The organism is Flavobacterium sp. FG139, from assembly GCF_057809695.1.
In genome coordinates this window covers 22,378-40,524 of the sequence record NZ_JBMDKL010000019.1, presented here as the reverse complement: position 1 = coordinate 40,524, position 18,147 = coordinate 22,378, and the positions used below count along the sequence as shown (strand labels likewise).

Sequence of the window (18,147 nt, the reverse complement as noted above, 5' to 3'; positions counted from 1 at the left end):
TTGTTTTGTTTGTTTATTTTCGTTCTAATTGTAAGTTGGTCATGGGTTGGTATACTATAGGAACATTTTCTATGGCCACATCACTTTTATCCAATCCAAAGGCTTTGGCATCAGAAAGTGACAGGTTTTTTAACCAATAATACGAATGCAATAAGAATCCTTCCTTCATAGCAAATTCATTTTCTGCAGAAAGAAATTTCTCAATAATGATGAATTTAAAGTCGGGTTCGCTATTGTATTTTGTTGAACCATCTGGGCGAATGTGTAAGTTCAATTCTTTTTTACTCATTAAATCCTGAACAATTTTTTTGAAATACAACTCTACTTTGGGTTGCACTCTAAATCCGATATTCAATACGATTTTGATGACTTTATCGTCTAATAATTCGATTACTTCATAGTTTAAGGTAAACGGTTCATTGGTTCGATTAATGTGAAAAAACCAGTAAATATCAGCTCTTTTGGGTTGTTTAGCGAAAATGGATTTGATGATTTTTTCTTCAATTTCATAAGTTCGATCAGCTTTTGATAAATAGATTAAATGCGTAGCATATTTCGGAATGGCATCGTCTTCACTCAATGCTTTCAACAAGGAAGTTTGCTCTACCAAATTAATGAATTTTACAAATCGATTGTTGATTTTACGAGAATAATACCAAACATACATCACCATAAAAATGAATAATTCAAAGAATAAAAACATCCATCGTTCTTTAATTTTAGAGACATTAGCAATGAAAAAAGACACTTCAATTAAAGCAAATACAATCAATATTAAAGTAACCCACGATTTGTGTATTTTTTTAATATAAACCAAGTAATACGTTAGTAAAACAGTGGTCATCATCATGGCAATAGTGATGGAAAAACCATAAGCAGCTTCCATATTGGTGGAGTTTTTGAAATATAAAATCATCAAAATACACCCAAACCAAAGTATGTTATTTATAGAGGGAATATAAATTTGCCCTTTTAAATTGGTTGGATTTTTAAGAGTAACCCGTGGCCAAAAGTTCAACGATATAGCCTCATTAATTAACGTAAACGAACCACTAATTAAAGCCTGAGATGCGATGATGGTGGCGAATGTAGATATAATTACACCTGCCAATAAAAACCAATGTGGCATGATGGCATAAAATGGGTTTCTGCCATCTAGGAATTCTTTTCCTTGATTCATCAACCAAGCCGATTGCCCCAAATAGTTCACAACCAAACTTATTTTTACAAAAATCCAAGTCAAACGAATATTCTCTTTACCACAATGCCCTAAGTCGGAATACAATGCTTCAGCACCAGTAGTACATAGGAAAACAGCGCCTAACAACCAGAAGCCTTTTGGATATTGTGTTAGCAATTCATACCCATACATAGGATTTAATGCTTTGATGATTCCAGGATGATGAATGATTTGTGAAACTCCTAAAACTAGAAGCATACTGAACCAAATGAACATGGCTGGACCAAATATCGAACCCACTTTTTGAGTTCCAAAGCGTTGAAAAATAAACAATCCCGATAAAATTACAATCACAATGGGAATGGTGGGAATATTCGGAATTATATCGCCCAATCCTTCTACCGCAGAAGCAACTGAAATGGGTGGTGTAATAATTCCATCGGCTAAAAGTGTGGTTGCTCCTAGAATAGTTGGAATCACTAACTTCCCTTTCCCAAAACGTTTTACTAATGCATAAAGCGAAAAAACACCGCCTTCGCCGTGATTGTCGGCCGAAAGTGTGAGGATAATGTATTTTAAAGTGGTTTGAAAAGTAAGCGTCCAAAAAACACAAGAAACACCACCGTAAACCAGTAATTCGTTTATAGGTTTGTCGCCAATAATGGCTTTCATTACATACAACGGACTGGTTCCAATATCACCATAAATGATGCCGAGTGCTACTAAAAGCGATACTGCTGTTATTTTTTGTTTGGTTGAAGGATTCATTATTTTAGAATTTAAGTATTTAAGTATTAGAAAAAATTGAGCACAAAAGACCTTTATCGCGAGTTTAAAACAAGCAATTCAATTGGTAATTCGATAAGATTAGTTTGAAATTTTAAGACGTATTGAAGCGATATCCTACACCCGATTCGGTGATGATGAATTTAGGTCGGTTGGGATCGTCTTCAATTTTTTTACGAAGTTGCGCCACAAAAACGCGCAAATATTGCGTTTGTTCGGAATAGCTTTGACCCCAAATTTCTTTGAGAATATATTGATGGGTCAATACACGTCCGTCATTTTTTATTAAAAGCGTAAGTAAATTATATTCAGTAGCCGTAAACTTTATAATTTCATTGTTTACTTTAACTATTCTAGAAACCAAATCGACTGAAATATTTCCAAAAGTGAGTATCGATTCGTTGGTTACACTCGATTTACTTCGCAACGCAGTTCGAATACGTGCTAATAATTCTTGAGTTCGAAAAGGCTTAGTCAAATAATCGTTAGCGCCATTGTCTAATGCTTTCACAATTTCTTCTTCGGCGCTTTTAACCGTTAAAATGATGATTGGATTGTGGTACCATTCGCGCAATTTGACCAAAACATCTTGACCGTCTTCATCAGGCAAACCCAAATCTAAGAGAATCAAATCGGGTTGATGGCTTGCTGCTGCCGTAATTCCTTCTTTTCCATTTACGGCAAAATAAACTTTATACTCATTGGCTTCTAGTGAAATTTCAAGCAACTTTCGTATTTGAATTTCATCGTCTATGACCAATATGGAAAATCCGTTATTCATTTTTTAAAGAATTAATGGGTAAACAATCAACATTAAATTCTAAGGTAAAAACGGCACCGCTTTCTTCACCATTTTGCAAAGTAATACTACCATTTTGAGCTTCAACGAAGCCTTTCACAATAGACAAACCCAAACCAGTTCCGCCGGTTTTTGAATCTTTAAATCTATGAAATTTATCGAAAGCACGATCAATTTCTTCTGGTGGAAATCCGTAGCCATTATCAGAAATAGTGATGATGCATTTTTTAATCAAATCAATATGCACTTCATAATCCACATCCACATCGTATTTCGCACTAATTTCTATGTTTGCTCCTTTAGGCGTATGTTGTGCACAATTGTAAACCAAATTGTAAATAATTTGTTCCATCAATCCATAATCCAATTTGAATAAAGGTAAATTTTCGTCTATTTTATAGGAAATGTGATGGTCTTTTGTTTCTTCAGAAAGCCGACTGCAAACATTATAAATAATTTCCTTAACATCACACCAATCTAATTTAGGATGAATATATCCTGATTCTAAACGCGACATGTTCAGCAAATTTTCTACTTGATAGTTCAACTTCATCGACGCTTTCTCAATTTCATTATGCAATTTTTGTTGGGTTTCTGACGATAAGTTCACATTTTTTTGTTGCAAGGTATCGATAGAACCTAAAATAGCAGCAATCGGTGTGCGCAATTCGTGCGATAAAGAATCGAGTAAGGTATTGTATAATTTTAAAGTACTGGCACGTGTTTCTTTAATTTGAATGGCACGTTGCATTCGTCTAAATTTATTAGTTAAAACGGCATTAATCAAAGCAATGATAAAGAACATAATGAGCAAAAATGCATCTTGAACATTATCAATGTGAAGTGTGTAATAAGGCTTGATGAATAAATAATCTAAAGCCAAAGCACTCAAGATAGCGGCTAATAAAACTGGTCTTATTTCGAGGAAAATAGCTAATAGAGAAACTAAAAGCAATAAAACATATCCTATGATTTTATAATCGATTGTATCTCTTACGATAAGACTCAATAAGGAAAGAATAACAACTGATACTACACTAATTAGGTATTGGTTGGGTGTATTCTTTTTAAACAACTTATCCATTGCTTCTAATTTTTGACAAAGTTACGGCGTTAGTTGTAAGTAAAAAATAGTATTCTCTTGCGATTGTATAAAGATTTTATAAAGATTTCCTTCTGGTATCAATACAATAGATAATTTTCCAACTATTGTTTTCTTTAAAAAGTGTAAAAGCATTGACTCCCGAATGACTTAACTTGCCATTTATGTAGAATTCATAGGGCGTCCAAACGTGTGCCATAGCTCCATCTACTTTTATAGTAAAGCCCAACAGCTTTTCTTGAAATGTGATGTTGTTTGGAATTGAAGCAATCGACTTGTAAAATTCAGTACTGGATTCATCGATTAATTTAGCGCCTTTAGCATTTTCTTGAATGGATTGTAAAATCATTTTATCCGAACATATTGCTTTCATTTTCAAAGTATCTTTGGCATGAAAAGCAACAAAAAATTGTTCAATGGTAGTTTTTGCTTCTTGCTCTTGAGCATGGATGAAATGGCTTAAAAGTAAAATGATAAAAAGTAAAATCTTTTTCATAGAAAATTAGGCATTTAATAGTAGTGATTGGAATAAAAAGTTATCTCCAATATTTTCTTGTGCAATTGGTAAGAAAAGATACCAGAGTAAAAAATCAAATACATAATCATTTTCGTCAGAAAAAGTGTTTATTCTCACTATTGCTTTTCGATTTTCAGTAGACAATCCATAGGCTAATAGTTCTTTTTCCCCATCTAAAATGACATATTCTGCCATAGGATTATTTCGGATTCTAAGTTTTAATTGCCTTCCCTTATACTCTAAAATTATAGCACTAGCATACCATTTTTCAATACGAGAAGTCATAATTTTGGTTTGTGATGCGTCAGTAATTTCAAAATTACTATTCCAAAAACCGGTGTATTTTAAAGTATAAATAGCATTCCCAATGGTAAATAATGCCCTTCTATCATTTTGAGAATAAATAACTTCTAAAGTGCCGATACTATTTCCGTCAATTTCAAAAGAATACAAACCTTGCTTTACGGTTTTCCAAATTTTAGTAGTTTCCATTTTGATTACTTTACTAGTTAAACTAATCTATTAGTAGCTCTAAAAATCAAAACGTTACAAAAATATTTTACCAGCCTTCACTCAATCCATTTTGGAGTGCGTTTTGGTATTTTTCTACATCAAATTTATACAAATCAGGGGCTTTGTGCGCACCACCTTTTCTGCTTTCATCTAATTTTTCAAGAATATCATAACGGAGCATTTTTCTGTAAAAATTACCACGGTTCAGTTTTTTACCCAAAATAATCTCATACAACTTTTGGAGTTCGGGCATGGTGAATTTTTCGGGTAATAAATTTAAACCAATTGGCTTATGATTCAGTTGTTTTCGAAGTGTCATTAATGCTTTGTCCAATATAAAGCGATGGTCCATCATAAATTCGGGTAAATCATCAATAGAAACCCATTCGCAGGCATCCGAAATTTCATCAATAACCAAATTGACTTTTGAATAATCGACTAATGCGTAAAATCCAATAGAAAGAAATCGCTGCTTATTCCAAAGTGTATCCGAATAGTCTTTAAAAAAATCTTCCGAGCGATTCAAATCTCCAAAAACACGGAATTGTTGCAGGTAAATATTCTCTGCTCCAGTTCTGTCAAACAAGATTCTGTTGGCAGCATCGCTTAAATTTTCAGACTTCAAAATATAACCACCGGGAAGCGCCCATTGGTTTTGATCCTTAATTTTGGTGACTAAAACTTTTAACTCGGTGTTGTAAAACCCAAAAACCACACAATCAATAGAAAGATGCGGTAAATAGATTTCCCAGGAAACTTCCGACTTTTCTTCAAGAATTCTTTTAATGTCCATAATTATAAATTCTTTGCAAAATTACGAATAAGATTATGTTTAATACAATAAATCTATACATTTCAAAAAAATAATTACCAATTTTTTGCAAATATTAAAAAATAGATTTAATATTGCTTCATATTGAAGCAATGAAAAAATAACTTCTATAAAAAATAAACCATGAAAAAACATTCCATTTCAAAAATTGCCAAAACATCACTGTTATCGGCATTAATTATTTCGGGGATTTCTTGGAAAACTAATCCTGTAAAAACAGATGCAGACGGAAATCCAATTATCACCATAAACGGATTTACCTTTTCCGATTTTAATCAAAACGGTATGCTAGACATCTATGAAGATTATAGACTTCCTATGGCGGATCGCGTGAAAGATTTGTTAAGCAAATTGACTGACGAAGAAAAAACCAATTTATTAGTTGGAATTGGAATGCCCGGTTTTGATCCTGTAAAATTTACGTTTAATCCAGAAGCCGATTTAGGTAAAGTGCCTGGAGCCGCTGGAGGTACTTATGAAATCAAACGATTGGGTTTGGTTTCGGTTATTGTTTCTGATGGACCTGCTGGATTGCGCATCAACCCTACTCGCGATAAAGACACCAATACCTATTATGCCACTGCATTTCCAGTAGGAACTGCTCTAGCTTCTACTTGGAATACCGAACTAATCAACACTGTTGGTAAAGCCATGGGGAATGAAGTTAAAGAATATGGTGTTGATGTGTTATTAGGACCAGGAATGAACATTCATAGAAATCCGCTTTGTGGGAGAAATTTTGAATACTATTCAGAAGATCCATTGTTAACAGGTAAAATTTCGGCTGCTATGGTAAACGGAATTCAATCGAATGGTGTTGGAACTTCGGTTAAACATTTTGCGGCCAACAATCAAGAGCGCAATCGAATGGGCATCAATGCACACATCAGCGAAAGAGCGTTGCGTGAAATCTATTTAAGAGGTTTTGAAATTAGTGTTAAAGAAGCTCAGCCTTGGACAGTAATGTCGTCTTACAACTCAATTAATGGTACTTTCACATCCGAACGAAAAGATTTATTGACTACCGTCTTAAGAGACGAATGGGGATTTAAAGGTCTAGTAATGACCGATTGGTTTGGAGGCTACAATAGCTTTATGGCACCGTTTGCCCCTAATGCAGTAAATAATGTTGCCGCTCAGATTGCTGCAGGAAACGACCTAATTATGCCAGGCTTACCTGCCCAAAAGAAAGCTGTTTTAGAAAGTATTAAAAATGGAAAACTAAGCAAAGCTGATGTAGATCGAGATCTTTCTAAAATATTAGAATTGATTTTGAAATCGCCTTCTATGAATAAATACAATTATTCAAATAAACCCAATTTGAAAGCAAATGCTGAAGTTACGAGACAAGCGGCGGCTGAAGGAACTATTCTTTTAAAAAATGACAAAAACACCTTACCGTTCACATCTAAATCGGTGCCTTTAGCAGTTTTCGGAGTAACATCCTACGATTTTATTTCGGGCGGAACGGGAAGTGGCGATGTAAACGAAGCCTACTCCATTTCTTTAATTGATGGTTTAACTAATGCTGGCTTTTCTATTGATAAAGAATTAGAAAGCATATACAAACCATATACTGCCGGACAAAAGGAAAAAGAAATGGATCGTCGCAAAAAAGAAGGTGGCTTACTGGCTACTCCTAAAAAACTTTCTGAATTGGAATTAAGCCGTGACTATATCGCTAACAAAGCGAATACCTCTGAAATGGCTTTAATTACTATAGGAAGAAATGCAGGTGAAGCCGCCGATAGAACTGTAAACGACGATTTCAATTTGGCTGCCGACGAAGTAACTCTAATCCATAAAGTTGCTGATGCTTTTCATGCCAAAGGCAAAAAAGTGGTGGTAGTTTTAAATATTGGTGGCGTAATTGAAACGGCAAGTTGGAGAGACAAAGTAGATGCAATTATTTTGCCATGGCAACCAGGCCAAGAAGGTGGAAATTCGGTAGCGGATGTAATCACAGGAAAAGTAAATCCTTCGGGAAGATTGACAATGACATTTCCAATAAACTATGAAGATGCTGCTGCAACTAAAAATTGGATTGGAACTCCGGCCGAAAATCCAACAAGCGTTACTTATGAAGAAGGAGTTTATGTGGGATACCGTTATTTCAATACTTTCAACGTAAAACCTTCTTACGAATTTGGATATGGCTTATCCTATACTTCTTTTGATTATTCGGATGTAAAATTGAGTTCAAAATCATTTTCGGGTAAAATGACCGTTTCGGTTACTGTAAAAAATACAGGAAAAATAGCTGGAAAAGAAGTTGTAGAATTGTATGTATCGGCTCCATCTAAATCAATTGACAAACCGACATCCGAATTAAAAGCTTTTGGCAAAACCAATGTATTACAACCTGGCGAAAGTCAGACCCTAACCCTTACTTTAAACCCTAAAGAATTAGCGTCATTCATTGCATCTAGAAACGCCTGGATTGCAGAGGCAGGAACCTATAAAGTAGCGGTAGGAAGCTCCTCTTTAAACATCAGAAAATCAGTCGATTTCAACCTTGCCAAAGAATTAGTAGTGGAAAAAACCAATTCTTCATTTGCTAGCGATATCAAATTTGCCGATTTAAAACCGTAATTATTTTTTTAGTTTGGAATAATTATTTTAAAAATGGATTCGATGTATTTCGGGTCCATTTTTTTATTTCAAAACAATTAGTTTTAGTACTTTTACAATCTCAAAATTACATTTATGTCAGTAGCTAAAAAAGATTACAAAAGAATCACCGTAAAATCATTAGTTGAAATGAAAGCCAATGGCGAAAAAATTTCAATGCTCACTGCCTACGATTTCACCATGGCAAAAATTGTAGATACCGCTGGTGTTGATGTAATTTTGGTTGGAGATTCGGCAAGTAATGTTATGGCAGGTCACGAAACTACTTTGCCCATTACATTAGATCAAATGATTTACCATGCCAGTAGTGTAGTTCGCGCGATAGAAAGAGCACTTGTAGTAGTAGATTTACCTTTTGGAAGCTATCAATCCGACTCTAAAGAAGCGTTGCGTTCTTCGATTAGAATTATGAAAGAAAGTGGTGGACATGCCGTTAAATTAGAAGGCGGAAGTGAAATTAAAGATTCCATCAAGAAAATATTAAACGCCGGAATTCCGGTTATGGGACATTTGGGCTTAACCCCACAATCGATATATAAATTCGGAACCTACACTGTTAGAGCTAAAGAAGAAGCTGAAGCAGAAAAATTATTGGATGACGCCAAATTGCTCGAAAAACTAGGCTGTTTTGCCTTAGTTTTAGAAAAAATTCCAGCTCATTTAGCCGAAAAAGTAGCTCAAAGTATTTCTATTCCAGTAATCGGAATTGGTGCTGGTGGTGGCGTTGACGGTCAAGTTTTGGTAATCCACGATATGTTGGGTATGAACAACGAATTCAGTCCGCGTTTTTTAAGACGTTATCTCAATCTATACGAACAAATGACTGGCGCCATCGGTCAGTATGTTAGCGATGTAAAAAGTAAAGATTTTCCGAATGCTAATGAGCAGTATTAGTATGGATTTTTAGATAATTAGATTGTTAGATTTATGCATAGATTTAAAGATTTGGAAATTTGGAAACTAAGCAGACAATTTTGTACCCAAATTTATGCTACTACTTCAAATTTTCCTGATGATGAAAAATTTGGTCTTACTAATCAACTACGAAGAGCATCCGTATCCATTCCATCAAACATAGCTGAAGGTTGTTCAAGAAGCAGCAATAAAGATTTTTCGCGATTTCTTGAGATTTCAATAGGTTCAACTTATGAAATAGAAACTCAACTATTAATAGCATTTGATTTAGGTTATATTAATCAGGATAAATTAGATGAATTAAGTACAGATTTGAATAAAATCATCAAAATGATTTCTAAATTTCGTTCTTCATTGGGAATCCAATAATCTAATTATCTAAAAATCCAATAATCAATCTTGAAAATTATTTCCAACAAATCCAACCTCCAAATTCTGCACGAAGACAATCATATTATTGTGGTTAATAAACGTGTAGGCGATATTGTACAAGGTGATAAAACTGGTGATAAACCACTTTCTGATGTAGTTAAAGAATACCTTAAAGACAAATACAACAAGCCTGGAGATGTTTTTTTGGGTGTGGTGCATCGTCTAGACAGACCCACAACGGGTATTGTCGTTTTTGCTAAAACATCTAAAGCGTTAGAGCGATTAAATAAAATGTTTAGTCAACGAGAAACTCAAAAAACCTATTGGGCTGTGGTTAAAAACAAACCACCTAAATCGCAGGATATTCTGATACATTTTCTGAAAAGAAATGAAAAAAACAATACGTCTAAGGCTCATACAAAAGAAGTTCCAGAAAGCAAAAAAGCCTCTTTAGAGTATAAAATTATTAAAGAATTAAACAACTATTTTGCTTTAGAAATTAATCTTCATACAGGAAGACATCATCAAATTAGAGCACAATTATCTGCAATTGGATGTCCTATAAAAGGTGATTTAAAATATGGTTTCGATCGAAGCAATCCCGATGGTGGTATTCATCTTCATGCTCGAAAATTATCTTTTTCGCATCCAGTTTCAAAAGAACATTTAACGCTTTTGGCTCCTACTCCCAACGATGTAATTTGGAATGCAGTGTAAACTAATTCATGTTTTTTTTCGTTTATTAAACAGTTATAGTATCTTTATAAAACATTAACCTAAATCTTTTATTCATGAAAAAAATAAGTGTAATTGTATTAGCGCTATTAGCCTACTCAGGTTTTTCACAAGATCATTTTGCAGGTGTTAGCACCTCAAGTCGTGTGGGAATTTTAAATGCTTCCCTAAATCCAGCCGAATTGGCCAACATGTCTAATAAGTTTGAAGTGAATGTTATAGGGATGAGCTTTAATGTTTCTAATAATAAAATTGGTTATAGCGATTTATTTTCAAATGCTGATTTACAATCCCTACTCTTTCAAGGTTCAGACCCAGTCAATATGCGTATTGATGCAGAGGTTTTAGGCCTAGGATTAGCGATGAAATATAAAAACTGGGGTTTTGCCATCACATCTAAAGCTCATGGTAAATTGGATGTTATCGATATCGATCCAAAACTTGGAGATGCTTTGGTCAATTCGGGATTAAACAGTGCTTTTGGTTCTTCAACGATTAGCAACAACTACAACCAAAGATTGAACGGAACTACTTGGGGTGAAGTGGGTTTTACATTGTCTAGAAATCTTATCGATAAAGAAAAATACAAACTAAATATTGGTGCTACATTCAAATTATTATTTCCTGGTTCGTATGCCAATTTAGGTTTGGATAAGTTTCAAGGAACCATTACTAATACTGCTGGGCAAGTCTATTTAAACAATACAACAGCCAATTTAAACATTGCTTATTCGGGTGGCTTAGCTTCCAGTTTTTCGAATTTAAATGATTATTCACAATCGATTTTTGGTGGGCTAAATGGCTTTTCTGGTGATATCGGAATTAATTACCAATGGAAAGACAAACCCGAAACCAATCCGAAGAAAAATTGGAATAAATACAAATTAAATTTGGGCATGGCCATTCGTAATGTAGGTTCGATGACCTTTAAAGACGATAATAATCATGCAACGAATTACCAACTTAACATCCAATCCACTGCAGCTAATCCGCTGGGATTAAACTTAAACCAGTTTGATAATGTAGACAATTTACAACAGGTAGAAACCATTCTTATCAATCAAGGTTATTTAAACGTTACGCCACAGAAAAAAGATTTTACCGTAAAATTGCCGACTTTATTTACCGCTTATGCCGATGTAAAAATTATTTCAAAATTATTCATTTCAGGATACATTCAGCAAAAAGTAAACAACAATAACGCCAACAATCAAATTACAGCTCAAAACAGTTATACACTTACCCCTAGAGTAAATTTAGGCTTTTTTGAATTTTTCTCACCATGGACGCATAATGAAATTTCGGGGTTAAATGGTGGTGTCGGATTTAGAATTGGTGGTTTCTACATGGGTTCGGGATCTATTGTTACCGCTTTAATTAACGATACCAAGCAAGCCGACTTTTACACCGGTTGGAGATGGGCTTTTTTATAAAATCATGGAATATAAAACGAACATCCATTTTAGAAAAGAAAAATTAAAACAGCTTTTAAACGTCATTAATCGTTATGAAAGTGAGATTGTTTCGGCATTATATCAAGATTTTAAAAAACCAAAGTTTGAAGCCGTTATAACAGAAACGAGTTATGTTATTTCCGATTTAAAAAATACTATTAAAAACATACAGCATTGGGCAAAACCGAAATGGGTTTTGCCTTCTTTATTAAATTTTCCATCTCAAGATTATATTTTGAGTGAACCTTACGGAAAAGTGTTAATTATTGCTCCGTGGAATTATCCCTTTCAACTGGCACTTTGCCCTTTAATTGCAGCAGTGGCCGCAGGTAATCAAGTGGTGGTAAAACCATCTGAATTAACTCCTAATACATCAACCATAATCACTAAAATTATTACTGAAACATTTGACAAAAACCATGTTGAAGTAATTGAAGGTGGCGTTGAAGTTTCTCAAAAATTGTTAGCCCAAAGATGGGATTATATATTCTTTACCGGCAGTGTTGCCGTAGGAAAAATGGTAGCCAAAGCAGCGGCCGAATTCATGACGCCCGTAACCTTAGAACTTGGTGGTAAAAATCCGTGCATTATTGATGAGGATTGTAATATAAAATTAACCGCTAAACGAATAGTTTGGGGAAAATTCATCAATGCGGGTCAAACCTGTATTGCACCCGATTATGTATTGGTCCACCACAATGCAAAATCAAATTTGGTAGCGGCTCTTAAAGAAGAAATTGTGCAAGCTTATGGAGAAAACCCCTTTATTTCACCCGATTTTCCTAGAATAATTAATGATAAAAATTGGTTGCGCCTTACTCAATTTTTAGCAGATGAAACTATTCTTTATGGTGGCCAAACCAATCAAACCGAAAACTATATTGCTCCTACCCTTCTAGACGAGCCAAATCTGGAAAGTTTGGTGATGCGAGAGGAAATCTTTGGTCCAATTTTGCCTGTCATCAGTTATAAAAATGAGAGTGAAATTGATTCCGTCCTATCAAAATATGAAAAACCCTTGGCGTTATATGTTTTTTCAAACAATACCAAATGGGCTAAAAAAATGGTGCTAAAATATTCTTTTGGAGGCGGTTGCATTAACGATACCGTTGTGCATTTTTCCAATAACCGTTTGCCTTTTGGTGGCGTTGGACACAGTGGTAATGGCGCTTATCATGGTCGATTAAGCTTTGATTCCTTTTCGCACAAAAAAGCCATCCTAAAAAAAGCTACATGGTTGGATTTACCAATGCGGTATGCGCCCTATAAAAACAAAATTAAATTTCTTAAAAAAATATTAGATTGGTTGTAAATTATAAAAAATGTACACTAAATTTGAGCAGGTTATGGTAATTTTATAGTATATTTATCCTGAAAATCATTTTTTGTCATAAATATACAATTGAATGCTTATTTTTTTATGATTCGAAACTACATTCCATTAAACATAGAGTTTACGGCTAATTTTTTCTATAACAACGAATGGATAATAAGTGCTATTTTAATTCTTATTGCTTACTTTACATACATCATTGTCAAAAAAAACAGAAACTTTCAATTAAAATTCGACAGCCATTTCTCGGAATTTGAACCCAAAGAAGAACAATACAATTTTTATCTCCTTTTTTTAGGAATAATTCTTCCTCTGGTAGAACTCATCTGTCAAATATTTGAAGTACGGCGGAATCCTTTTTTCGTCCCAAACTTAATTCTGGGCTCTATACTAATTCTTTTATATTTTGTAAGCACCCGAACAACATTACTTAAAAAGCATTTAGGTACTGTTTTTATCACATTATACTTGGGCTATTTTTGCGTTACCTACTACAACTTATTATTCAACACCTTTGAATTGGCTAATTATCTTGAATTAATTGTAGCTTTCTTTATTTCTTACAACGCTTTTAAAAGCTATTTTCAGTTTTTAGTTTTTTCAATAATAACATTACTATTCACAATAAGCATTTATAATAATTCTCAATTAACCACAGATATAGTAGTACTATTATTCAACACTTTTTTAGCCACATTTGCTATAAACATTGCGCGACACATAGCATTAACAGATACCAAAAACAAGTTTTTATTTGCCAATGAAATTGTTAATAAAGGTAATATGTTGACTATTGTCACTAATAAAAAAGGTGCGTTAACCTACTGTAGTCATCAAGTAATGGAATTTTTAGGGTATACTCCCGAAGAAGTTTTAGGACTCAAATTTTGGGAACTCACAGAAGATCCAGAATTTATTGGAGAAGCCTACCACGATAATTATATTGATAACCGATTGCATGTTCGGAAATTAAAAGCAAAATCTGGTGAATATAAGTACATCCAATGGAAAGATCGGAAATTTTCTGAAGAGTTAGTAATAGGCATTGGTCAAGACATTACGGAACAAATTCAAATTCAAAATCAATACATCAATCTGATTGAAAATGCCAATGATTTTATTTATGAAACCGATTTAAAAGGTAATTATACTTTTATTAATAAATACGCTGAAGTCGTTACAGGATACGACATCAACGAATTATATCAACAACATTACACGCAAATAATTCGAGAAGATTACCTCAATAAAGTAATGACTTTTTACAGCATTACGACCAGTGAAATAAAAGAATTTCCAACTTTAATATTTCCTATAGTAAAAAAGAGTGGTGAATCGGTTTGGCTTTCCCAAAATGTATCCTTCAAGAAAAATGATCAAGATAAAATAATTGGATTCACCGCAATTGCTAGAGATATTACTTTAGTAAAAGAAAATGAAATTGAGAAACAACGCAAACAACGGAAATTAAAATTATACAATGAAACTTTAAAAAACATCACTTTAACAAACATTTTAAAATCGGACAATTTTGATGATGTGTTAAAAAACATGTTGACATTAGTTGCCGAAAAAGTTGATGTAAACCGAATTAGTTATTGGATTTATAATCCCGAGTCAATTGAATGTAAAAGTCTTTTTTTAAGAAATAGCAATACATTTGAAAGCGGTACCATACTGTATAGAAAAGAGTATCCTTCTTACTTTAATTATCTTGAAAATGAAATACAAATAATTTCATCAGATGTCTATAAAAGTGAAGAAACAGCCGAGTTTTGCGTTGATTATTTTCCGAAAAATAACATAAAATCACTACTTGATACACCCATTATAATCAATGGTAAATTAATTGGAGTATTGTGTTTAGAATCGGACACTAAAATCAAACTTTGGGATACCGAAGACAGCAATTTTGTTAGATCTATAGCCGATATTATCACACTATCTATAGAAACTCAAAAAAGAATTGAAGCGGAAAGAAAACTATCATACAAGAATGATATTTTGAGTGTGATTACCAAAATTACCGATAAAGTACTTATCAGTAAAAATAATTCCGAGATGTTTGAAGGAATTATAGATGAAATTGGAAAAGTTACAAAAACCGATAGAATGTCCTTTTTTACCTACCACAAAGATGATGGAATTCTAGAACAAAAACACCGTTGGACTCGAGATTTGAACGGTATTGCACCTATCAATCCTAATCTAAGACAAGTTTCGCAAAACAAAATTCCAGAAATTGTTGAGGTTTTAAAAGCTAACAAACCTTATTTTTCTTTAATAAAAAACATAAAAGATCAGACGACTCGTGAGTTTTTAGAAACACTTTATTCCAAATCAATTCTATTTTTACCCATCCATGTCAAACATGAATTTTATGGTTTTATCGTTTTTGATGATACTAAAATAGAACGAATTTGGTCTTTTGAAGAAATCAACACACTACTTACTTTAGCAAATAATATTTCATCTGCCATTGAACGCAATTATAACGAAGCCATTATTCAAGAAAGTGAAGAGAAATTTAGATTGTTGGCAAACAACATTCCCGGAAGTGTTCATTTGAGTAAATATGACGAACATTGGACCAAAATTTATCTCAATGATGAAATTGAAAAACTGACCGGTTATTCCAAAACTGACTTCCTCGAAAACAAAGTCTATTATCTTGATGTCGTACATCCCGATGATGTTGCAATACTGATTAATGAAGCCGAAGAAATCAATATAAAACCACATAAAATACATCTTATATACCGAATTATTAAAAAAGACGGTCATACAGTATGGGTTGAAGAGTTTGGAGAACCTATTATGAAAGATGATAAAATTGAATTTGTTGTAGGTATTTTTACAGACATTACCCAACGAATTCAAGCAGAAGAAGCCATTAAAGCTAAAAATTATGCCGAAGCTGCCAATCGTGCCAAATCAGAATTTCTTGCTAACATGAGTCATGAAATTAGAACACCACTAAACGGAATTATTGGCTTCTCTGACTTATTAAAAAACACCAAACTTGAGCCTATTCAAAGACAATATATGGGCACTATCAATGAATCGGCACATTCATTAATGGACATCATAAATGACATTTTGGATTTCTCTAAAATAGAATCTGGAAAATTAGATTTGTATATTAAAAAATATGACCTTTCAGAAATAGCAAAACAAGTAATCGAATTGGTCCGCTATGATTCCAATATTAAAAAAATAGAATTAGAATTAATTATTGATGAGAATTTACCGCGTTATGTGTGGACCGACAACGTTCGATTGAAACAAATATTGATAAATCTTATTGGTAATGCTGTAAAATTTACAGAAAAAGGAAAAGTAACCCTTTCAATCAACAACAAACAAACCATTAATGCTAACGAAAATAAAATAGTATTCTCCGTAAAAGACACTGGAATTGGTATTAAAAAAGACTTTCAAGAAGAAATATTTTCTGCCTTTTCACAAGGTGACAATTCCACAACACGAAAATTCGGTGGAACCGGACTTGGCTTGACCATTTCCAACCAATTATTGTCTTTAATGGACAGTACGTTAATTCTAGAAAGTGAATACGGAAAAGGAAGTGAATTTTCATTTGAAGTCATTCTAAAAACTTCTAATGAAAATACAACTAATGAAATTGAAAACATTGAAGTATTTTTCAATCCTAGAGAACGAGACGATTATGGTCATGAAAACTACAAAATACTTATAGTAGAAGACAACAAAATAAACATGTTATTGGCCAAAACACTAGTCAAACAAATTATTCCAAACGGAACCATATATGAAGCTAGCGATGGAAAAGAAGGTGTCGATAAATTTATTGTGTTAAAACCAGATCTTATTTTGATGGATGTTCAAATGCCTGTTATGAATGGCTATGAGGCCACTAAAGAGATTAGAAATCTAAAAAATGGAGAACATATACCAATTATTGCACTTACCGCTGGAACCGTTGTTGGGGAAAAAGAAAAATGCATTGAAGCTGGCATGAATGATTATGCTTCAAAACCAATTTTGAAAGAAGTATTGGAAAACATTATTTCCAAATGGATTAAACATTAAAAATGATATCTTATGAAATGGATTGGAAACCGAAAAAGTGACAACGTAGAAGACCGAAGAGGAATGTCTGGTGGCGGAAAAACAATTGTAGGCGGTGGCGTAATTGCAATTATCTTTTTCTTACTTAAAACTTTTATGCCACAAAGCGCTCCTTTGATTGATAACATCCAACAACAAGTGGAACAAAATCAATCAACAACTAGTAACGGACCTGCCAAAGAATTAACACCCGAACAAAAAGAAATGGGCGATTTTGCCTCAACCATTTTTGCCTATACCGAAGATACTTGGGGACAACTTTTTAAAGAAAAAGGAATGGATTATGAACAACCAAAATTGGTGTTGTTTTCTGACGCAGTAGAAACCGCATGCGGAAATGCTACTTCGCAATCGGGACCCTTTTACTGTCCAGGCGATCACAAAGTGTATTTCGATTTGGAGTTTATGAAAGAATTAAAAACACGTTTTGGTGCCCAAGGTGGTGATTTTGCTACAGCATATGTCATTGCGCATGAAGTTGGACATCACATACAAACCCTCATGGGAACTTCGGCTAAAGTTCGTCAACTTCAACAAGGAAAAAGCGAGGCCGAAGCCAATAAACTATCCGTTTGCCTAGAACTTCAAGCCGATTTTTATGCTGGCGTTTGGGCAAAATACAATCAAAAATATTTAGAAGAAGGCGATATCGAAGAGGCTTTAAGTGCTGCCAATGCTGTGGGTGATGATTCCATTCAAAGTAAAATGCAAGGTCATGTTAATCAAGAAACCTTCACACATGGTTCGTCAGCCCAAAGAATGTACTGGTTTAAAAAAGGATATGAAACTGGCGATATCAATCAAGGTGATACTTTTAGTGCATTATTAAAATAAAACTGTTTTTAGTTCTAAAAAATTACTATTATTA

The 18,147-nt window shown here is 33.6% G+C and carries 14 protein-coding genes; 8 read left to right on the top strand and 6 right to left on the bottom strand.

What is annotated here, in order from left to right; all coding sequences use genetic code 11:
- Positions 1 to 13 precede the first annotated feature (13 nt).
- The 6 genes from ACODSI_RS13985 to ACODSI_RS13960 all read right to left on the bottom strand — a co-directional run bounded on the left by ACODSI_RS13985 (position 14) and on the right by ACODSI_RS13960 (position 5,690).
- Positions 14 to 1,948 carry a KUP/HAK/KT family potassium transporter gene (locus ACODSI_RS13985; RefSeq protein WP_488917482.1) on the bottom strand — a complete coding sequence of 645 codons (1,935 nt, stop codon included), beginning with the start codon at positions 1,946 to 1,948 and terminating at the stop codon, positions 14 to 16.
- Positions 1,949 to 2,060: 112 nt separating this feature from the next.
- Positions 2,061 to 2,747 carry a response regulator gene (locus ACODSI_RS13980; protein WP_488917481.1) on the bottom strand — a complete coding sequence of 229 codons (687 nt, stop codon included), beginning with the start codon at positions 2,745 to 2,747 and terminating at the stop codon, positions 2,061 to 2,063.
- Positions 2,740 to 3,849 carry a sensor histidine kinase gene (locus ACODSI_RS13975; RefSeq protein ID WP_488917480.1) on the bottom strand — a complete coding sequence of 370 codons (1,110 nt, stop codon included), beginning with the start codon at positions 3,847 to 3,849 and terminating at the stop codon, positions 2,740 to 2,742. The genes ACODSI_RS13980 and ACODSI_RS13975 overlap by 8 nt, the downstream gene beginning before the upstream one ends.
- Positions 3,850 to 3,925: 76 nt before the next feature.
- Positions 3,926 to 4,363, bottom strand: coding sequence for a nuclear transport factor 2 family protein (locus tag ACODSI_RS13970; RefSeq protein ID WP_488917479.1), 438 nt, complete (start codon positions 4,361 to 4,363; stop codon positions 3,926 to 3,928).
- Positions 4,364 to 4,369: 6 nt separating this feature from the next.
- A complete protein-coding gene (locus tag ACODSI_RS13965) occupies positions 4,370 to 4,876 on the bottom strand; it encodes a hypothetical protein (RefSeq protein ID WP_488917478.1) in 507 nt (168 codons plus the stop codon).
- 67 nt (positions 4,877 to 4,943) lie between these two features.
- A complete protein-coding gene (locus tag ACODSI_RS13960) occupies positions 4,944 to 5,690 on the bottom strand; it encodes an NUDIX hydrolase (protein ID WP_488917477.1) in 747 nt (248 codons plus the stop codon).
- A gap of 162 nt (positions 5,691 to 5,852) precedes the next feature.
- On the opposite strand from ACODSI_RS13960, the gene ACODSI_RS13955 reads away from it, so the two are divergent.
- The 8 genes from ACODSI_RS13955 to ypfJ all read left to right on the top strand — a co-directional run bounded on the left by ACODSI_RS13955 (position 5,853) and on the right by ypfJ (position 18,113).
- The gene (locus ACODSI_RS13955) at positions 5,853 to 8,321 is read left to right on the top strand and encodes a glycoside hydrolase family 3 N-terminal domain-containing protein (RefSeq protein ID WP_488917476.1); all 2,469 of its coding nucleotides are present in this window, start codon (positions 5,853 to 5,855) and stop codon (positions 8,319 to 8,321) included.
- 114 nt (positions 8,322 to 8,435) lie between these two features.
- Complete coding sequence (panB, locus tag ACODSI_RS13950; RefSeq protein WP_488917475.1) at positions 8,436 to 9,254, top strand: 3-methyl-2-oxobutanoate hydroxymethyltransferase; 819 nt, start codon at positions 8,436 to 8,438, stop codon at positions 9,252 to 9,254.
- Between the two features lie 33 nt (positions 9,255 to 9,287).
- Positions 9,288 to 9,644, top strand: a complete 357-nt coding sequence (locus ACODSI_RS13945) for a four helix bundle protein (RefSeq protein WP_488917474.1) — start codon at positions 9,288 to 9,290, stop codon at positions 9,642 to 9,644.
- Positions 9,645 to 9,674: 30 nt separating this feature from the next.
- Positions 9,675 to 10,364, top strand: coding sequence for an RluA family pseudouridine synthase (locus ACODSI_RS13940; RefSeq protein WP_488917473.1), 690 nt, complete (start codon positions 9,675 to 9,677; stop codon positions 10,362 to 10,364).
- A gap of 74 nt (positions 10,365 to 10,438) precedes the next feature.
- The gene (locus ACODSI_RS13935; RefSeq protein ID WP_488917472.1) at positions 10,439 to 11,815 is read left to right on the top strand and encodes a hypothetical protein; all 1,377 of its coding nucleotides are present in this window, start codon (positions 10,439 to 10,441) and stop codon (positions 11,813 to 11,815) included.
- A gap of 4 nt (positions 11,816 to 11,819) precedes the next feature.
- Positions 11,820 to 13,148 carry an aldehyde dehydrogenase gene (locus tag ACODSI_RS13930; RefSeq protein WP_488917471.1) on the top strand — a complete coding sequence of 443 codons (1,329 nt, stop codon included), beginning with the start codon at positions 11,820 to 11,822 and terminating at the stop codon, positions 13,146 to 13,148.
- Positions 13,149 to 13,256: 108 nt separating this feature from the next.
- Entirely contained in the window at positions 13,257 to 17,240 is a 3,984-nt protein-coding gene (locus ACODSI_RS13925; protein WP_488917470.1) for a PAS domain S-box protein, read from the top strand.
- 12 nt (positions 17,241 to 17,252) lie between these two features.
- A complete protein-coding gene (gene ypfJ / locus ACODSI_RS13920) occupies positions 17,253 to 18,113 on the top strand; it encodes a KPN_02809 family neutral zinc metallopeptidase (RefSeq protein ID WP_488917469.1) in 861 nt (286 codons plus the stop codon).
- Positions 18,114 to 18,147: the final 34 nt, after the last annotated feature.

Coding starts and splice junctions, on each gene's coding strand:
- ACODSI_RS13965 (WP_488917478.1), bottom strand. CDS start 4,876: ATGGAAACTACTAAAATTTGGAAAACCGTAAAGCAAGGTTTGTATTCT.
- ACODSI_RS13980 (WP_488917481.1), bottom strand. CDS start 2,747: ATGAATAACGGATTTTCCATATTGGTCATAGACGATGAAATTCAAATA.
- ACODSI_RS13955 (WP_488917476.1), top strand. CDS start 5,853: ATGAAAAAACATTCCATTTCAAAAATTGCCAAAACATCACTGTTATCG.
- ACODSI_RS13970 (WP_488917479.1), bottom strand. CDS start 4,363: ATGAAAAAGATTTTACTTTTTATCATTTTACTTTTAAGCCATTTCATC.
- ypfJ (WP_488917469.1), top strand. CDS start 17,253: ATGAAATGGATTGGAAACCGAAAAAGTGACAACGTAGAAGACCGAAGA.
- ACODSI_RS13935 (WP_488917472.1), top strand. CDS start 10,439: ATGAAAAAAATAAGTGTAATTGTATTAGCGCTATTAGCCTACTCAGGT.
- ACODSI_RS13925 (WP_488917470.1), top strand. CDS start 13,257: ATGATTCGAAACTACATTCCATTAAACATAGAGTTTACGGCTAATTTT.
- panB (WP_488917475.1), top strand. CDS start 8,436: ATGTCAGTAGCTAAAAAAGATTACAAAAGAATCACCGTAAAATCATTA.
- ACODSI_RS13985 (WP_488917482.1), bottom strand. CDS start 1,948: ATGAATCCTTCAACCAAACAAAAAATAACAGCAGTATCGCTTTTAGTA.
- ACODSI_RS13960 (WP_488917477.1), bottom strand. CDS start 5,690: ATGGACATTAAAAGAATTCTTGAAGAAAAGTCGGAAGTTTCCTGGGAA.
- ACODSI_RS13930 (WP_488917471.1), top strand. CDS start 11,820: ATGGAATATAAAACGAACATCCATTTTAGAAAAGAAAAATTAAAACAG.
- ACODSI_RS13945 (WP_488917474.1), top strand. CDS start 9,288: ATGCATAGATTTAAAGATTTGGAAATTTGGAAACTAAGCAGACAATTT.
- ACODSI_RS13975 (WP_488917480.1), bottom strand. CDS start 3,849: ATGGATAAGTTGTTTAAAAAGAATACACCCAACCAATACCTAATTAGT.